Origin of the sequence: Megasphaera vaginalis (ex Bordigoni et al. 2020) (genome assembly GCF_900240295.1) — a bacterium.
Taxonomy (GTDB): Bacteria; Bacillota; Negativicutes; order Veillonellales; family Megasphaeraceae; genus Megasphaera; species Megasphaera vaginalis.
Genome location: NZ_OEQB01000004.1, coordinates 70,678 through 84,063, shown reverse-complemented (window position 1 = coordinate 84,063; position 13,386 = coordinate 70,678). Strand labels below are relative to the sequence as shown.

Sequence of the window (13,386 nt, the reverse complement as noted above, 5' to 3'; positions counted from 1 at the left end):
ATCCGTATTACCAACCGCCGATACCGATGCTGATACCGCCGTGATGATGGTGGCCGATACCGATGCCGATACTGGGGAAATAAGCGCCGCCATTGCTGTCATCAACGTCATTGACAACGCGAATATCCTTGGCAACGTTCTTTTGCAGGCCGCCTACGGTAATGGCGGCAACAATCGTCGTTTTCCCCGCAGACTTCGGCCGAATCAGATTTTGTTCCGTAACTTCGGCAACAGTCGTGTTCAAACTTGTCAGCGAAACGTCATAAGGAAGAGCTCCCGGTACAGAAACATGGACGGTACCGATGGAGCCGAGAGGTATTTTTTTCGGAGAAACGGAAAAATCGACTTTTCGCATCAACGTTTCCGCCGTTCCCCATAGCAGTTTGCTTTCAGCAGATATCTTGCCGGTGCGCCAAACACAGCTGCCGTCTTTCGCCGCTAAAAAACTGCCCGTTTGCTGATGCCGTACCGTATCATAGGCGTGAACGGCATAGAAAAAATCGTCGATCAGATCTTTATTGATGCGGTAATATTGCTGACCGGGAATGAGCCCCGTATCGGCTGCAGGCAACTTGTCCAACAGAGAGGTAATCGTGTCAAAGGTTTTCCCCTTCATGAGATAATACTTTTCCGGCTGATCCAAATACATGGCCGGATCGGTCTGTGCGACAGATACGGTATTTTCGCCATTCTTTTCCGAAGCGGCCTGATCATCAGCCATAGCCGCAGCCGTGCCGAAGGCGATGAAAAAAACAACGGTAACAGAGAGTATTTTCAATTTCACGGGGAACGCTCCTTTCCTACACTTTTCCTTTACAGGTGTAATTTTTTCTTCATGTCTTCAAAACGATTCAATGCCGCATAAAGCGTTTCATCCTTTACGGCGAAATGGAGCCGTACATAATCTTGCACATGATCGTCAAAAAAAGAAGAACACGGCACGGCGCCGACGCCTATTTTTTCAACTAAGTCTTCGGCGAACTTCACGTCGCTTTCGTAGCCGTAATCTTGAATATCCAGAAGCAAATAAAAAGCGCCTTGCGGAATATTATGCGGAATTTGCAAACGATCCAAACCATCCATCAGTATCTGCCGCTTTCTGGTATAAAAAGACAGCAGCTCGTCATAATACTCCTGACCGAACTGCAGCCCCGCAATAGCCGCTTCCTGAAGCGGACTCGGCGCGCTGATCGTCAAATAGACGTGAATCTGCTTAGCCGCTGCAATGACGTCAGGCGACGCAATAATATACCCGATGCGCCAACCCGTGATGGAATACGTTTTCGAAAGAGAACTGCATTGAATCGTCCGTTCATACATTCCCGGCAGCGCCGATAAATACGTATAAACAGCAGGCTCATATACGATATGGGAATAAACTTCATCGACAATGGCAAAGGTATCATATTTTTTTGTCAAATCGGCAATAAACGTCAATTCTTCTGCAGTAAATACTTTACCGCAAGGATTGGACGGATTACAAAGAATGATCGCCTTCGGATGCTGCTTAAAAGCATTTTCCAATTCGTCAGGATCAAAGGAAAAATCAGGTCGTTTCAAATGAACATAGAGCGGTTCTGCCCCTGCTAAGAGAATATCGGTGCCGTAAGCTTCGTAAAAAGGGGAAAAGATAATGATCTTATCTCCCTTATCGGCTACCGTCATCACTGCCGTCATGATCGCTTCCGTACCGCCGCAGGTAACGACGATCTCTTTTTCAGCGTCAAATTCCTGTCCCGTAAACTGCTTCCGACAAGCAGCCAACGCTTGCCGGAAATTGGCAGCGCCGCTGTCCGGACTGTATTGGTGCGGACCTGCGGCGGCAATCATTGCCAGTTTGTCCGTAATAGCCTGCGGCGGCGGAAAATCAGGAAATCCTTCGGAAAGATTAACAGCGTCAAACTGTTCCGAAAGATGAGACATATGAGCAATGACAGAAGGGGAAAAAAGTCTTATTTTTTCAGATATATTCGGCATACAGCGTCTCCTTTATACTATAAATCAAGATTGCGGACTTTTTTTGCATTTTCCTGGATAAACTGCCGACGCGGCTCCACTTTATCACCCATTAAAACGGAAAAAATACGATCCGCTTCAATAGCGTCTTCCAGGTGCACTTTGAGCATCGTCCGATATGCCGGATCCATCGTCGTCTCCCAAAGCTGTTCCGGGTTCATTTCGCCGAGACCTTTATAACGCTGTACAACTACGTTATCATTGCCAGTTTCATGTAATTTGTCCTTCAGTTCCTCATCCGTATAAAGATACCAGAACGATTTGCCCTTACGAACCTGATACAACGGAGGCTGTGCAATATATACGTGACCTTCCGTAATCAGCGGTTTCATGAAGCGGTAAAAAAACGTCAGAAGGAGCGTGCGAATATGAGCGCCGTCAACGTCTGCATCGGTCATGATGATGATTTTATCATAACGGCGTTTCGTTATATCGAATTCTTCCCCGATACCGGTGCCGAATGCCGTAATCATGGAACGGATTTCTTCATTGGCCAAAATTTTATCAAGACGGGCTTTTTCGACATTGATAATTTTACCACGAAGCGGTAAAATAGCCTGAAAACGCCGATCCCGTCCCTGTTTTGCAGAACCGCCGGCAGAATCGCCTTCGACGAGATAAATTTCCGTCTGTTCCGGATTTTTTTCGGAACAATCGGCCAATTTTCCGGGAAGACTGCTGATTTCCAAGGCATTTTTACGGCGCGTCAATTCCCTGGCGCGACGAGCGGCCTGACGGGCTCTGGCGGCAGAAATTGTCTTGTTAATAATGTTTTTCGCTTCACCCGGATGCTCTTCAAAAAATTCCTTCAATCCGTCGGAAATAACGGTGTCGACGATTCCCTTAACTTCGCTGTTACCGAGTTTCGTCTTCGTCTGCCCTTCGAATTGGGGCTCCCTTACTTTAACGCTGACAATAGCTGTCAACCCTTCCCGAACGTCTTCACCGGAAAGATTTTCCTCATTTTCTTTAATAATGCCTGCAGAACGTCCGTAATCGTTGACAGTACGCGTTAAGCCGGAACGGAAACCGCTCAAATGTGTGCCGCCTTCTTCCGTAAAAATATCATTGACGAAGGTCAATATATTTTCGCTGTAACCGTCATTATATTGCATTGCCAAATCGACAATAACGTCGTTTTTATTTCCTTCCAGACTGACCACCGTCTGATTAACGGCCTCTTTATTTTCATTTAGAAAACGAACGAAAGAAACGAGACCACCTTCATAACAATATACTTCGGTCTTGCCGGAGCGTTTATCGGAAAGCGTAATATGAAGTCCTTTATTCAAAAAGGCCAACTCGCGGAGACGAATTTTCAGCGTATCAAAATCGTAGACAATATCGGGGAAAACGGCATGATCCGGTTTAAAAGATACACGCGTTCCCGTTTCTTCCCCTTTCTCCAGAGGGCGTACCGCTTTCAGCTCACTGTCCGTAAGGCCGCGGGCAAAAGATATTTGCCATAAATAGCCGTCACGCTTCACTTCCACTTTAGTCCAGATGCTGAGCGCATTGACAACGGAAATACCGACGCCGTGCAGGCCGCCTGAAATAGGATACCCGTCGCCGCCGAACTTACCGCCTGCATGGAGCACCGTCAAAACGACTTCAACGGCAGGTCTGCCGACTTTATGCATGGCCACCGGTATGCCGCGGCCGTTATCCACGACGGTAATGCTGTTATCCTCTTCAATAACCACTTCAATATGGGTACAGTATCCTGCCAACGCTTCATCAATACTGTTATCGACAACTTCATAAACCAGATGATGAAGGCCGCGCAGGCTGGTACTGCCGATATACATACCGGGTCGCTTGCGAACGGCTTCCAACCCTTCCAACACTTGTATCTGTTCTGCACCGTAATCTATTTTTTTGTCTTCCGACATGAATGGATTCCTCCTCTACCTTAATTATATTATTATACTCTATTTATGCGGTCATGACTAATTCCGTCCATTAGCATCAACATGCTTTTCAAATATATGACAATAGCGTTTGACAAGGGTTTCCAAAGAAATGGGCGAACCGTAAAGGCAATATTCCGTAAGCACATAGGAACGAACATCTTCGCGCCGGCAATTACCTGCCAATACGAAAGGCCTCGCATGTTGCAAAAGCGGATTGGATTTAATGGACTTCGTCGGGTGATTTTTGAATAAGGCAATAATAGACACGACACTAATCATTTGATTGCCGCCGATATGAAGATACATCTTCTTTTCTCCTGTATTTGGCAACTAAATTTTGAATAAACGATACCGATAACGCTGCCGGCTCTTTTTGTGTGATCAATAAGGCCAGAACCAGATCTTCATCTTCTCTGTCATAACCATGATACACCTTATCGATCAACTGATAAATCATATTCCGGCGTACGGTATTATAGTTTTCTTCAAATACTTTGCACGGGGAAAAAAAATCGCCTTTTTTTATATCGTCCCATTTGAGCCAAGGCATATCTTCCAACAGGGACCGTATGGCGACTTGCTGCTTTCTCTTCTCTTCAGCTTTACAAAAACGACATCTTTCCTCACCGGTTTCGATCCAGCGACCACATGAACGGCACTTTTTGAAGCCGGCATTGCCATAAAGAATTTTTCTCTTTTCCTGCAAACAGCGCAATCGAATGATTTTATCTCTGATTCCTCTTTCCGCAACGGCAGTTTCTTTTTCGATCTTGTCAAACAGCGTTGCATCTAAAGCGATATTTTTAAGCGTTCCTTTCGGAATATACGCTTCTGCTTCACCGTCTTTCCATTCATAAACGATTTTTTTCGGCTTTTTGCCGCTTTTTCTGAAACTGACGTCTTGTAAATACGCTTCACCGATAAACTCATTCAATTTGATAAGGATACTCTCTTTGAACATGAAAAGCTGATTCATCCAAACGGAATTTAAAACGGCAACGGTAACCGTCGTATCCTGAAAACCGCATATGTAGGAATATTTGGCGATTGGTTCTCCCATGATTTCAGCCCAGTTCGCCTTTGCCTGCTGTAAACGATACGGCAACAACAGATGGTGAGCGGACAAAACGGCAGGAATCGAAAGGCCTGCCGGTTTCAAGACATTCTTTTTTTCAGTCACGCTGCACCGCCTTTCCCCGTTCGATACCGATAAAACGGCAATCCTTTACGGTTTGAAACATTCCCGGCTCCGTCGTTGTAATAAACGTCTGTATCCGACTGCGCACAAAATCCAACAATCCTTGCCGCCGCTTCTGATCAAGCTCGCTCATGACATCATCCAATAACAGTACAGGATATTCACCGCTTTCCGACTTGATATATTCCAATTCCGACATTTTCAACGCCAAGACGGCCGTACGCTGCTGTCCCTGCGAGCCGTATCGTTTCAATTCGGCGCCGTCGACAGCAAACACCAGGTCGTCACGATGCGGGCCGACAGATGTCGACATGCGCTGAATATCGGCATCCAGGTTATGTTGAAGCAGGGAAAAATACCATTCTTCATCTCTTCTCTGTCCTTCATGCCGTCTGCCGTCTTCAACATACGGCTGCATATAAGAAAGCGATAAATTTTCACTGCTCCCGGTCAGTCGACGGTGAATAACGCCGGACAAAAACGCAATCTTATGCAAAGAATCCAGCCTTTTTGCCGTAATCTGCGCCGCAAACCGGGCAATCTGCCGGTCCCATTCCGTCAATGACCGTCTGTCGGTATATTTCATCTGTTTCAATAAAAAATTTCGCTGTGCCAGAGAGCGATTATATTGCAGCAGCGTTTTATAATACGCCGGACTGACCTGAGATATTTCCATATCCAGAAAGCGTCGCCGTAACGAAGGGCTTCCCTTAATCAACTGCAAATCATCGGGAGAAAAAATGACGGCCTGCAAAGTACCGATCAATTCCCGATGTTTGACGTTGGTCCCATTGACGAAAATTGCTTTTTTATCCTCCCTGGAAAGAACGATTTTCACTTCTTCTTCGACGCCGCCCCGTTGAAAACCGATGATAATGCTGCCTTCGCCGGCTTCCCAGTGAAGACAATCATTGTCGCTGCCGTTCCTGTATGATTTGCCGATACTGCCCATATACAGCGCTTCCAGCAAATTTGTTTTGCCTTGTCCGTTAGAACCGTGCAGCACGACGACAGATTGCGGAAAGGAAAAACAGGCGTCCCTGTAATTTCGAAATTGATGAAGGCGCAAAGACGTAATGATCATTATCTATACTCCGACTATTTTATATGTGCCGGCACCTTTAACCGTAACGATATCACCATGACGCAGCTGTTTTCGTTTGGCCGTGCAAACCTCATCATTGACAAAAACGGCTTGCTCTTCCAGAAGAAAACGAACTTGCCCGCCACTGACGACAACATTCGCCAATTTTAATAACTGATCCAACTGAATCGTTTCCGTTTTGATGCTGATTATTTCCTGTTGTTTCATAGCTCTCTTCTCCTCATTCAACGTGTACGCATAGGCGTTACGACGAAGACACAACGATCTTCTTCCAGATCTTTGACCAAAAGGGGGCTGTTTTCTTTACATTGCAGCGAAATTTCATCGCCGTGGCAATGTTTTAAAATATCAAGGATATATTTTCCGTTGAAGGAAATACTCAATTCTTCTCCTTCCATTTTGCAAGGAACAAAATCTTCGACTGTCCCGTGATCCGGATCCTGGCTGGTCAATTTGATCTGATCGTCGGCCATGACGAAATTGATCACATTGTACTGCGCGTCTTTGGCGACAATGGAGGCCCGTTCCACCGCGCCTGTAAATTCGGTTCTGTTGACGGTTACGGCGCAGGAAAAAGAAGTCGGAATAACGCGCTGGTAATCGGGGAATTGGCCTTCAATCAACCGCGTCTTAATATATACGTTGCTGAACTTGACAGCCAGATAATTGCGGATTGCCGTAATCTGTACGGGTACGGGCATATCGGTCGGCAACTGTCGGGATATTTCGCTCAAAAGCCTGCTGGGAATCACGGCCTGCAGTCTTTCCGAGACGGGTGCGTCAAGTTCAGCCGTTTTTAATGCCAACCGATGCGTATCGGTGGCGACCATGGAAATCGTCGCGCCGTCAACATCCAGAAAAGTGCCGGTGAATATAGGCCTGGCCAAATCGGCTGCACAAGCGTAAGCGGTATGTTCGATCAGATCTTTTAAAGTAATACTGTCTGTCATAAATTGCGAATAACCCTGTTCAACGACTTCCACCTCATTAAAATCGTCAGGATCCATTGTCAGGTATTGATATTTTAGGTTGCCGCCTTGAATCATCATTTGCGTATCGGCGTCTTGTTTGGATACGGTAATTTCTTCGCTGTTAATACGTCGTGTCAGTTCCAAAATATGCGGATCTGCCAAAAAAGCTTCTCCTTTTTCTTCAATTATACCGGGAATGATCGTTTTAATGCTCATGTCATAGTCATTGGCTTGAATTTCAATAACGCCGTTCAACGCTTTAATGAGAAGGCCGTTTTCAGAGGTGAGATTGTTGCTTTTGTTTTGCGCTACTTTCTGTACAGATTGGAGTCCTTTATTGAAGTCATCTTTTTTAACCAGTAATTTCATGTTCTTGATTCCCCTTTTTCGGTTATGGATAGTTGAATGATGAAAGTTAAAAAATAGTAGTAATAGTAATAGGAACTGTGGATTTGTGAAAAAGGTTGCTTATTCCTTTTATCAGGCTATGCACAAGTGTGTATAAATAGTGGATAACTGAAAATCTTTTTTCCACATTTCAACTTTTTTTTATTTGTCCCCAAACTATGGACAACGCATGCACTTATGCATTCACATTTTTTATCTTGTTTTTCAGTTCTTCAATCATGGCACGGAAATGTTCATCTGTTTCCATCGTTTTCATGATCTTAGTGCAGGCGTGCATGACTGTCGTGTGATCGCGGCCGTTGAAGGCTGTGCCGATATGAGGATAAGTGTTTTCCGTCAGTTCACGGCATAGATACATGGCGATCTGTCGCGGCAAAGCAATGTTTTTAGTCTTTTTTTTACTCATCAGGTCTTCATATTTTACTTTATAGAAACGGCAGACTGTTGCAGTAATTTCATCGATTGTAATATATTTTTTGTCATTATTGACGGAAACGAGTTCTTTTAACGCTTTTTGTGTAATTTCCAAGGTAATCGGTGAATTTTCCGCCGACGCCTGCATTTGCGCTCTAAAAAAGGCTCCTTCCAGTTCACGTACGTTAGTACTCATATATGAAGCAATATAGTCAATAGCTTTTTTATCGACGGCGATATGTTCTTTTTGCGCCAGGCTCAAAAGAATGGCCATTCTCGTTTCCAGGTCTGGCGGATCGATATTGACGACCATACCGCCTTGAAAACGGGAACGAAGTCTGTCTTCCAGTTTTTTTATATCCTGCGGCGGTCTGTCGCTGGTAAAAACCATTTGTTTACGATCACGGAAGAGCGTGTTGAATGTATGAAAAAATTCTTCCTGTGTCCGTTCCTTGTCTTCGAGAAATTGAATATCATCGACTAAAAGGACGTCGATATTCCGATACTTTTGACGAAAACTTTCAGGATTTTTATCACGTAGCGAGTGGATCATGTCATTGGTGAAATCTTCGCTAGTAATGCAATGAAGTCGTAATGTCGGAAATTTTTCCAACAGACTGTGACCGATGGCCTGCATTAAGTGCGTTTTTCCAAGTCCGCTGCCGCCGTAAATAAAGAATGGATTATACTTTTTAGCCGGCGCTTCGGCAATGGATAAAGCCGCTGAATAGGCGATACGATTACTGTTGCCCACAATGAAGTTGTCGAAAGTATACATATCGTTCAATTCGGTATAGCCTGTCGGTTTGATGGTGTCCGTATTTTTTTGTTCCGTTGTTGCAGACGGAACGGAGGAGATCTGTGTCAGATCTTCCTGCACTGTCGGTTCCGTATCGGCAGGCTGCTGTTGTTGCGGTTTAACGTGATGAATCGTTTCGGCTACCGGTTCTTCGGGAATAATCGTCTTGTCTTCACTGTTGATCAACTCTACGTTCGTTTCGCTGCCGATAACGAGTGTTGCCGTTTCTTTCAGCAACTGTCCGTATTTTCTGGTTATGTACAGGCAGATAAATTTATTTGTCGTATCCAAGATAAGCGTATCGTTTTGATACATATAAGGAATAATAGAGGTTTCGAACCACGTCGTATATATTTTCGGGTCTACCTTTTTTTGTAATTCTCTTAATATTCCTTCCCAAATTTCTATCAGATCTGTCGTTTCCATGGAAGCATCCTTTCTTGGGGATATGTTGTAATCCGTGTTTGTGGATAAGGTGGAAAATTTTGGTAAGAAGCGTTGGCTGTTACTGAAATATGCGCAATGTGACCGTTGAAACTTATCCACAATTTGTTGATAAGTTGTTGATAACCGGTTCGTTCTATCCACATTTTACACTAAAGTTGTCAATAAATGAATAGAATTGGCCGGAAACGATTGTAATGAAGAATACTTGCAGTCCGTATACGAACATGAGTAGTAATAATATATTTTATCATAATTTTTAATTTTAATGAATCAATGGCGCAAGACGGTAAAGGACCGGCAAGGGAAATAATTGACAGTAACCTATCTATTGAGTATAATTACACTGTTATGGTGTAAGTAATGGTAATAACTACGGACAGAAGGAGGTGTCTTACTTGAAACAGACATATCAGCCGAATACATTGTGGAAAAAGAGAACCCACGGTTTTCGTGAAAGAATGAAGACCAAAGGTGGCCGTATGGTTTTGAAAAAACGCCGCATGAAGGGCAGAAAGAAGCTTTCTGCGTAAATTTTGTTCGCCGATAAACAGAAAAGTTCCGCCAGGGATTTTTCTGTTTTTCTACTATTTGCCGGGATCAGAAGTCTATGTATGAGTTGAAAAAAGAAAAAAAGATATGTAAAAATAAAGAATATCAGCTCGTATATAGGCGAGGAAAATCTGTCGTTAACCGGTACGCCGTTCTCTATGTGCTGCCACGTTCGCCGAAGCACAAAACGCGCATCGGTTTTGTAACGGGAAAAAAGATCGGCTGTGCCGTGGAAAGAAATCGCTGCCGGCGTTTGATGAAAGAAGTTTATCGCCTGCATCAGTTTGAAATTGGCGACGGATATGATCTGGTATTGATTGGCCGCAGCAGGTTAAAACATTTATCGTATGGCGAAGCGGAAAAAAATATACTTCATTTATTGCGTCTTGCCAAGGTTTGGAGAAAGAAGCGGATACAATGAAACGCTTATGCATTGCTCTCATTCGCTTTTATCAACTTTGTATTTCCCCGTTAGGTCTGCCTTGCTGTCGTTTTTATCCGACGTGCAGCGCCTACGCCGTAGAAGCGTTGCAGAAATACGGCGTATGGAAAGGCGGTTTTTTAGCAGTGAAACGGATTCTGAAATGCCATCCTTTTCATAAGGGCGGTTACGATCCGGTGCCGTAACGAAATCAATACAAGAATCGGCCGGATGAAATAAAGGCTGTGTCGATTTACTTCGAAAATTTTACTTCATTGGACAGGAGTTGAGAGTATTGGGTTTTTTCAGCGGGATCATGGACGTGCTCAGCGGGATTATGTCTACCTTTCTCGATTATTGCTATGCCTTTACGCATACGCTGGGGTATCCGAGTTACGGTATTGCCATCATTATGCTGACGTTGATTATCAAATTGATTTTGTCGCCGTTGACGGCGAAACAAATCAAATCGATGGAAGGTATGCAGCAGCTGCAACCGAAAATTAAGGAATTGCAGCAGAAGTATAAGGGAAATCAGAAGAAATTGCAGGAAGAAATGGGCAAGCTTTACCGACAGATGGGTGTCAATCCCTTGTCCGGATGTTTGCCGATATTGATTCAGATGCCGTTTCTGATCGCTATTTTTTACGCATTGCGCGAATATCCTTACGATCCGATGTATCAAAGTTTCCTGTGGTTGCCGAGTCTGGGCGAGTCGGATCCGACCTATGTGCTGCCTATCGTATCGGCCCTTTCCACGTTTGCCATTCAAAAACAGATGACCGGCGGCCAGGCGGCGATGTCGGAAGCGCAGGCCAAACAGCAGAAAATTATGCAGATTGCTATGCCGTGCTTTATCGGCTGGATCAGTTTGAGTTTTCCCAGCGGTCTGATTATTTACTGGATCATTTCCAACGTGTTCCAGTGGGTACAGCAGGTAATTATGTTTCGCGGCAAAAATAAAGGAGCAAAAGCATGAAAACGATTGAGGCTACAGGAAAAACGATTGAAGCTGCCATTCGCTCCGGATTGCTTCAGCTCGGTAAGACGGAAGACGAAGTCGATGTCGAAATCATAACGGCGCCGAGCAGCGGCTTTTTGGGTTTCGGCAGTAAGCCGGGAAAAGTTCGTCTGACGGTGAAGGAAGAGACAGTAAATCCGGAAACAGCGGCGGATACGGATAGGGTAGAAAATGAAATAAAGGAAACGGAAGATACAGCGGAAACAGCTGTGGAGGCGACGGAAGATTATCCTGCAGAAGAGGCGGCGTTGGAAGCCAAAGCTTTTCTTCAGGAAGTGCTGGATAAGATGAAGATTCCCGTCATTATTGAAAAGATGGTTAAAGAGGATCGAATTATCCTTCATCTGCACGGTGAAAACCTGGGGGTTCTTATCGGCAAACATGGACAGACACTGGATGCACTGCAGTATTTGACGAATCTGAAAACGAATCAGGGACATGGCAGCCGCCATTTCGTCATGCTCGACGTGGAGAATTACCGCCGTCGCCGTGAAGAAACGTTGAAGCAGCTGGCTTTGCGCCTTTCAGGACGGGTAAGACGGAAGAACGACAAAGTCGTATTGGAGCCGATGAACGGATATGAACGAAAGATTATCCATATCGCGCTTCAAGATAAAGCGCATATTCGTACTGAAAGTGAAGGACAGGACCCGTATCGTCATGTCGTTATTTACTATCAAGAGTGAGCAGATAAACCCGGTGCAAAGCACCGGGTTTTTTGCAGAAAGGAGGCCCCCTTTATGTATGATCCGGATGATACGATTGCAGCCATTGCGACGCCGCCGGGACAAAGCGGTATCGGTGTAATCCGCGTCAGCGGCAGCCGTTCGTTTGCGTTGACTGACGGCGTGTTTCACAGTGCTTCATCAATACCGCTCGAAAAAAGGCGTGACCGTTCCGTTCAGTACGGCACGATCGTTGATGAAACGGGGACGATTATCGATGAAGTGTTATTGTTATTGATGCACGGGCCGCATTCATATACGGCTGAAGATGTCGTTGAAATACAATGCCACGGCGGCGGGCAATCGTTACAGGCGATTATGGGGCTTTTGCTGCGCAGCGGTGTCCGGCTTGCGGCGCCAGGTGAATTCACACAACGCGCGTTCATAAACGGCCGTATTGATTTGGCGCAGGCGGAAGCTGTTATGGACGTCATTCAATCGAAGAGCGCTGCCGGTTTGAATTGCGCCGTGACACAGCTGGAAGGCCGCCTTTCCGGCTTAATCGGCGAATTGCGAAAAGAATTGGCCGACTTTATGACGCGTATTGAGGTCATGATCGACTATCCTGAAGAAGATCTGGAAGAAGTTGCCATAACCGATATAGGAGCAGGTTTGCGGGAAATGGAAGAAAAGATAGAGGTCATGTTGCAAAAGTCGGAAAGTGGACGTATGATTCGCGACGGTATTACTGTCGCCATTGCCGGCGTGCCGAATGCGGGCAAGTCGAGTCTGCTCAATCGCCTTCTTGCCGAGGAACGGGCGATTGTCACCGATGTGCCGGGAACGACGCGGGACAGTTTGGAAGAATGGGTGACCTTGAACGGTATTCCGCTCCGCCTCGTCGATACGGCAGGCATACATGAAACGGAGGATAAGGTTGAACGGATCGGCATCGACAGGGCGCGGCAGTATCTGGACAAAGCCGATATCAACCTTGTCGTTATTGACAGTGCGCGACCTTTATCGGCGGCGGATCGGGAGATTCTGATTGCCGCCGGCAAAAAGCGGGCAGTGATCGCCTTGAATAAAGCGGATCTGGCAGCGCAGGTAACGGCGGCGGATCTTGCGGCATTTCCGTATCCCGTTATTGCCGTTTCCGCTAAAGACGGTACGGGATTGGAGGCGTTGGCAGCGCATCTGACCGGTATTGTCCGGGAAGAAGGGCTCCATGAAGGGACCAGCGCCTTGCTGACCAATACGCGGCACATTGAACTGGTTCGACAGAGCAGAGAAGCGCTGCGGCGGGCGCGGCAGACGATAGATTCATCCATGCCTGTCGATTGCGCCATTGTCGACATTCGGGAAGCCTGGGAACGGCTCGGGTCGATTACGGGGGATACCGTTGCCGATGATATTGCGGCGGAAATTTTCAGTCGGTTCTGTTTGGGAAAATAAGGGG

15 protein-coding genes are annotated in these 13,386 nt (G+C 45.8%); 6 read left to right on the top strand and 9 right to left on the bottom strand.

Annotated features, from left to right (window positions below):
* Positions 1–7: 7 nt before the first annotated feature.
* The 9 genes from C0977_RS06210 to dnaA form a co-directional block, all read right to left on the bottom strand.
* Positions 8–784, bottom strand: a complete 777-nt coding sequence (locus tag C0977_RS06210; RefSeq protein ID WP_101912794.1) for a hypothetical protein — start codon at positions 782–784, stop codon at positions 8–10.
* 29 nt (positions 785–813) lie between these two features.
* On the bottom strand, positions 814–1,977 hold the full coding sequence (locus C0977_RS06205) for a pyridoxal phosphate-dependent aminotransferase (RefSeq protein WP_101912793.1): 1,164 nt from the start codon (positions 1,975–1,977) through the stop codon (positions 814–816).
* A 17-nt stretch (positions 1,978–1,994) separates the two neighbouring features.
* Positions 1,995–3,908 carry a DNA topoisomerase (ATP-hydrolyzing) subunit B gene (gene gyrB / locus C0977_RS06200; RefSeq protein WP_101912792.1) on the bottom strand — a complete coding sequence of 638 codons (1,914 nt, stop codon included), beginning with the start codon at positions 3,906–3,908 and terminating at the stop codon, positions 1,995–1,997.
* Positions 3,909–3,965: 57 nt separating this feature from the next.
* Positions 3,966–4,235, bottom strand: a complete 270-nt coding sequence (locus C0977_RS06195) for a hypothetical protein (protein ID WP_023053957.1) — start codon at positions 4,233–4,235, stop codon at positions 3,966–3,968.
* The gene (locus tag C0977_RS06190) at positions 4,201–5,109 is read right to left on the bottom strand and encodes a DUF721 domain-containing protein (RefSeq protein ID WP_159459041.1); all 909 of its coding nucleotides are present in this window, start codon (positions 5,107–5,109) and stop codon (positions 4,201–4,203) included. Before C0977_RS06190 ends, C0977_RS06195 begins: the two co-directional genes overlap by 35 nt.
* A complete protein-coding gene (gene recF, locus C0977_RS06185; RefSeq protein ID WP_200814233.1) occupies positions 5,102–6,211 on the bottom strand; it encodes a DNA replication/repair protein RecF in 1,110 nt (369 codons plus the stop codon). The genes C0977_RS06190 and recF overlap by 8 nt, the downstream gene beginning before the upstream one ends.
* Before the next feature lie 3 nt (positions 6,212–6,214).
* Complete coding sequence (locus C0977_RS06180; protein WP_023054039.1) at positions 6,215–6,439, bottom strand: RNA-binding S4 domain-containing protein; 225 nt, start codon at positions 6,437–6,439, stop codon at positions 6,215–6,217.
* A 17-nt stretch (positions 6,440–6,456) separates the two neighbouring features.
* The gene (dnaN, locus tag C0977_RS06175) at positions 6,457–7,572 is read right to left on the bottom strand and encodes a DNA polymerase III subunit beta (protein WP_101912790.1); all 1,116 of its coding nucleotides are present in this window, start codon (positions 7,570–7,572) and stop codon (positions 6,457–6,459) included.
* 214 nt (positions 7,573–7,786) lie between these two features.
* Positions 7,787–9,250, bottom strand: a complete 1,464-nt coding sequence (gene dnaA / locus C0977_RS06170) for a chromosomal replication initiator protein DnaA (RefSeq protein ID WP_101912789.1) — start codon at positions 9,248–9,250, stop codon at positions 7,787–7,789.
* 416 nt (positions 9,251–9,666) lie between these two features.
* Between dnaA and rpmH the strand changes: the two genes are divergently transcribed.
* The 6 genes from rpmH to mnmE all read left to right on the top strand — a co-directional run bounded on the left by rpmH (position 9,667) and on the right by mnmE (position 13,382).
* Positions 9,667–9,801 (top strand): 50S ribosomal protein L34, encoded by a 135-nt coding sequence (rpmH, locus tag C0977_RS06165; RefSeq protein WP_023053961.1) that lies wholly within the window; start codon positions 9,667–9,669, stop codon positions 9,799–9,801.
* A gap of 77 nt (positions 9,802–9,878) precedes the next feature.
* Positions 9,879–10,241 carry a ribonuclease P protein component gene (rnpA, locus tag C0977_RS06160; protein WP_023053950.1) on the top strand — a complete coding sequence of 121 codons (363 nt, stop codon included), beginning with the start codon at positions 9,879–9,881 and terminating at the stop codon, positions 10,239–10,241.
* Entirely contained in the window at positions 10,238–10,447 is a 210-nt protein-coding gene (gene yidD / locus C0977_RS06155) for a membrane protein insertion efficiency factor YidD (RefSeq protein WP_023054011.1), read from the top strand. The genes rnpA and yidD overlap by 4 nt, the downstream gene beginning before the upstream one ends.
* A gap of 110 nt (positions 10,448–10,557) precedes the next feature.
* Positions 10,558–11,220 (top strand): YidC/Oxa1 family membrane protein insertase, encoded by a 663-nt coding sequence (locus tag C0977_RS06150; RefSeq protein ID WP_101912900.1) that lies wholly within the window; start codon positions 10,558–10,560, stop codon positions 11,218–11,220.
* Positions 11,217–11,948 carry an RNA-binding cell elongation regulator Jag/EloR gene (gene jag / locus C0977_RS06145; RefSeq protein WP_101912788.1) on the top strand — a complete coding sequence of 244 codons (732 nt, stop codon included), beginning with the start codon at positions 11,217–11,219 and terminating at the stop codon, positions 11,946–11,948. Before C0977_RS06150 ends, jag begins: the two co-directional genes overlap by 4 nt.
* Before the next feature lie 54 nt (positions 11,949–12,002).
* Positions 12,003–13,382 carry a tRNA uridine-5-carboxymethylaminomethyl(34) synthesis GTPase MnmE gene (gene mnmE / locus C0977_RS11020; protein WP_200814232.1) on the top strand — a complete coding sequence of 460 codons (1,380 nt, stop codon included), beginning with the start codon at positions 12,003–12,005 and terminating at the stop codon, positions 13,380–13,382.
* Positions 13,383–13,386: the final 4 nt, after the last annotated feature.

What these genes read in the sequence shown, in the direction of transcription:
- C0977_RS06205 (WP_101912793.1), bottom strand. Translation starts at nt 1,977, where the DNA reads ATGCCGAATATATCTGAAAAAATAAGACTTTTTTCCCCTTCTGTCATT.
- gyrB (WP_101912792.1), bottom strand. Translation starts at nt 3,908, where the DNA reads ATGTCGGAAGACAAAAAAATAGATTACGGTGCAGAACAGATACAAGTG.
- C0977_RS06195 (WP_023053957.1), bottom strand. Translation starts at nt 4,235, where the DNA reads ATGTATCTTCATATCGGCGGCAATCAAATGATTAGTGTCGTGTCTATT.
- recF (WP_200814233.1), bottom strand. Translation starts at nt 6,211, where the DNA reads ATGATCATTACGTCTTTGCGCCTTCATCAATTTCGAAATTACAGGGAC.
- C0977_RS06180 (WP_023054039.1), bottom strand. Translation starts at nt 6,439, where the DNA reads ATGAAACAACAGGAAATAATCAGCATCAAAACGGAAACGATTCAGTTG.
- dnaN (WP_101912790.1), bottom strand. Translation starts at nt 7,572, where the DNA reads ATGAAATTACTGGTTAAAAAAGATGACTTCAATAAAGGACTCCAATCT.
- dnaA (WP_101912789.1), bottom strand. Translation starts at nt 9,250, where the DNA reads ATGGAAACGACAGATCTGATAGAAATTTGGGAAGGAATATTAAGAGAA.
- rnpA (WP_023053950.1), top strand. Translation starts at nt 9,879, where the DNA reads ATGTATGAGTTGAAAAAAGAAAAAAAGATATGTAAAAATAAAGAATAT.
- yidD (WP_023054011.1), top strand. Translation starts at nt 10,238, where the DNA reads ATGAAACGCTTATGCATTGCTCTCATTCGCTTTTATCAACTTTGTATT.
- C0977_RS06150 (WP_101912900.1), top strand. Translation starts at nt 10,558, where the DNA reads ATGGACGTGCTCAGCGGGATTATGTCTACCTTTCTCGATTATTGCTAT.
- jag (WP_101912788.1), top strand. Translation starts at nt 11,217, where the DNA reads ATGAAAACGATTGAGGCTACAGGAAAAACGATTGAAGCTGCCATTCGC.
- mnmE (WP_200814232.1), top strand. Translation starts at nt 12,003, where the DNA reads ATGTATGATCCGGATGATACGATTGCAGCCATTGCGACGCCGCCGGGA.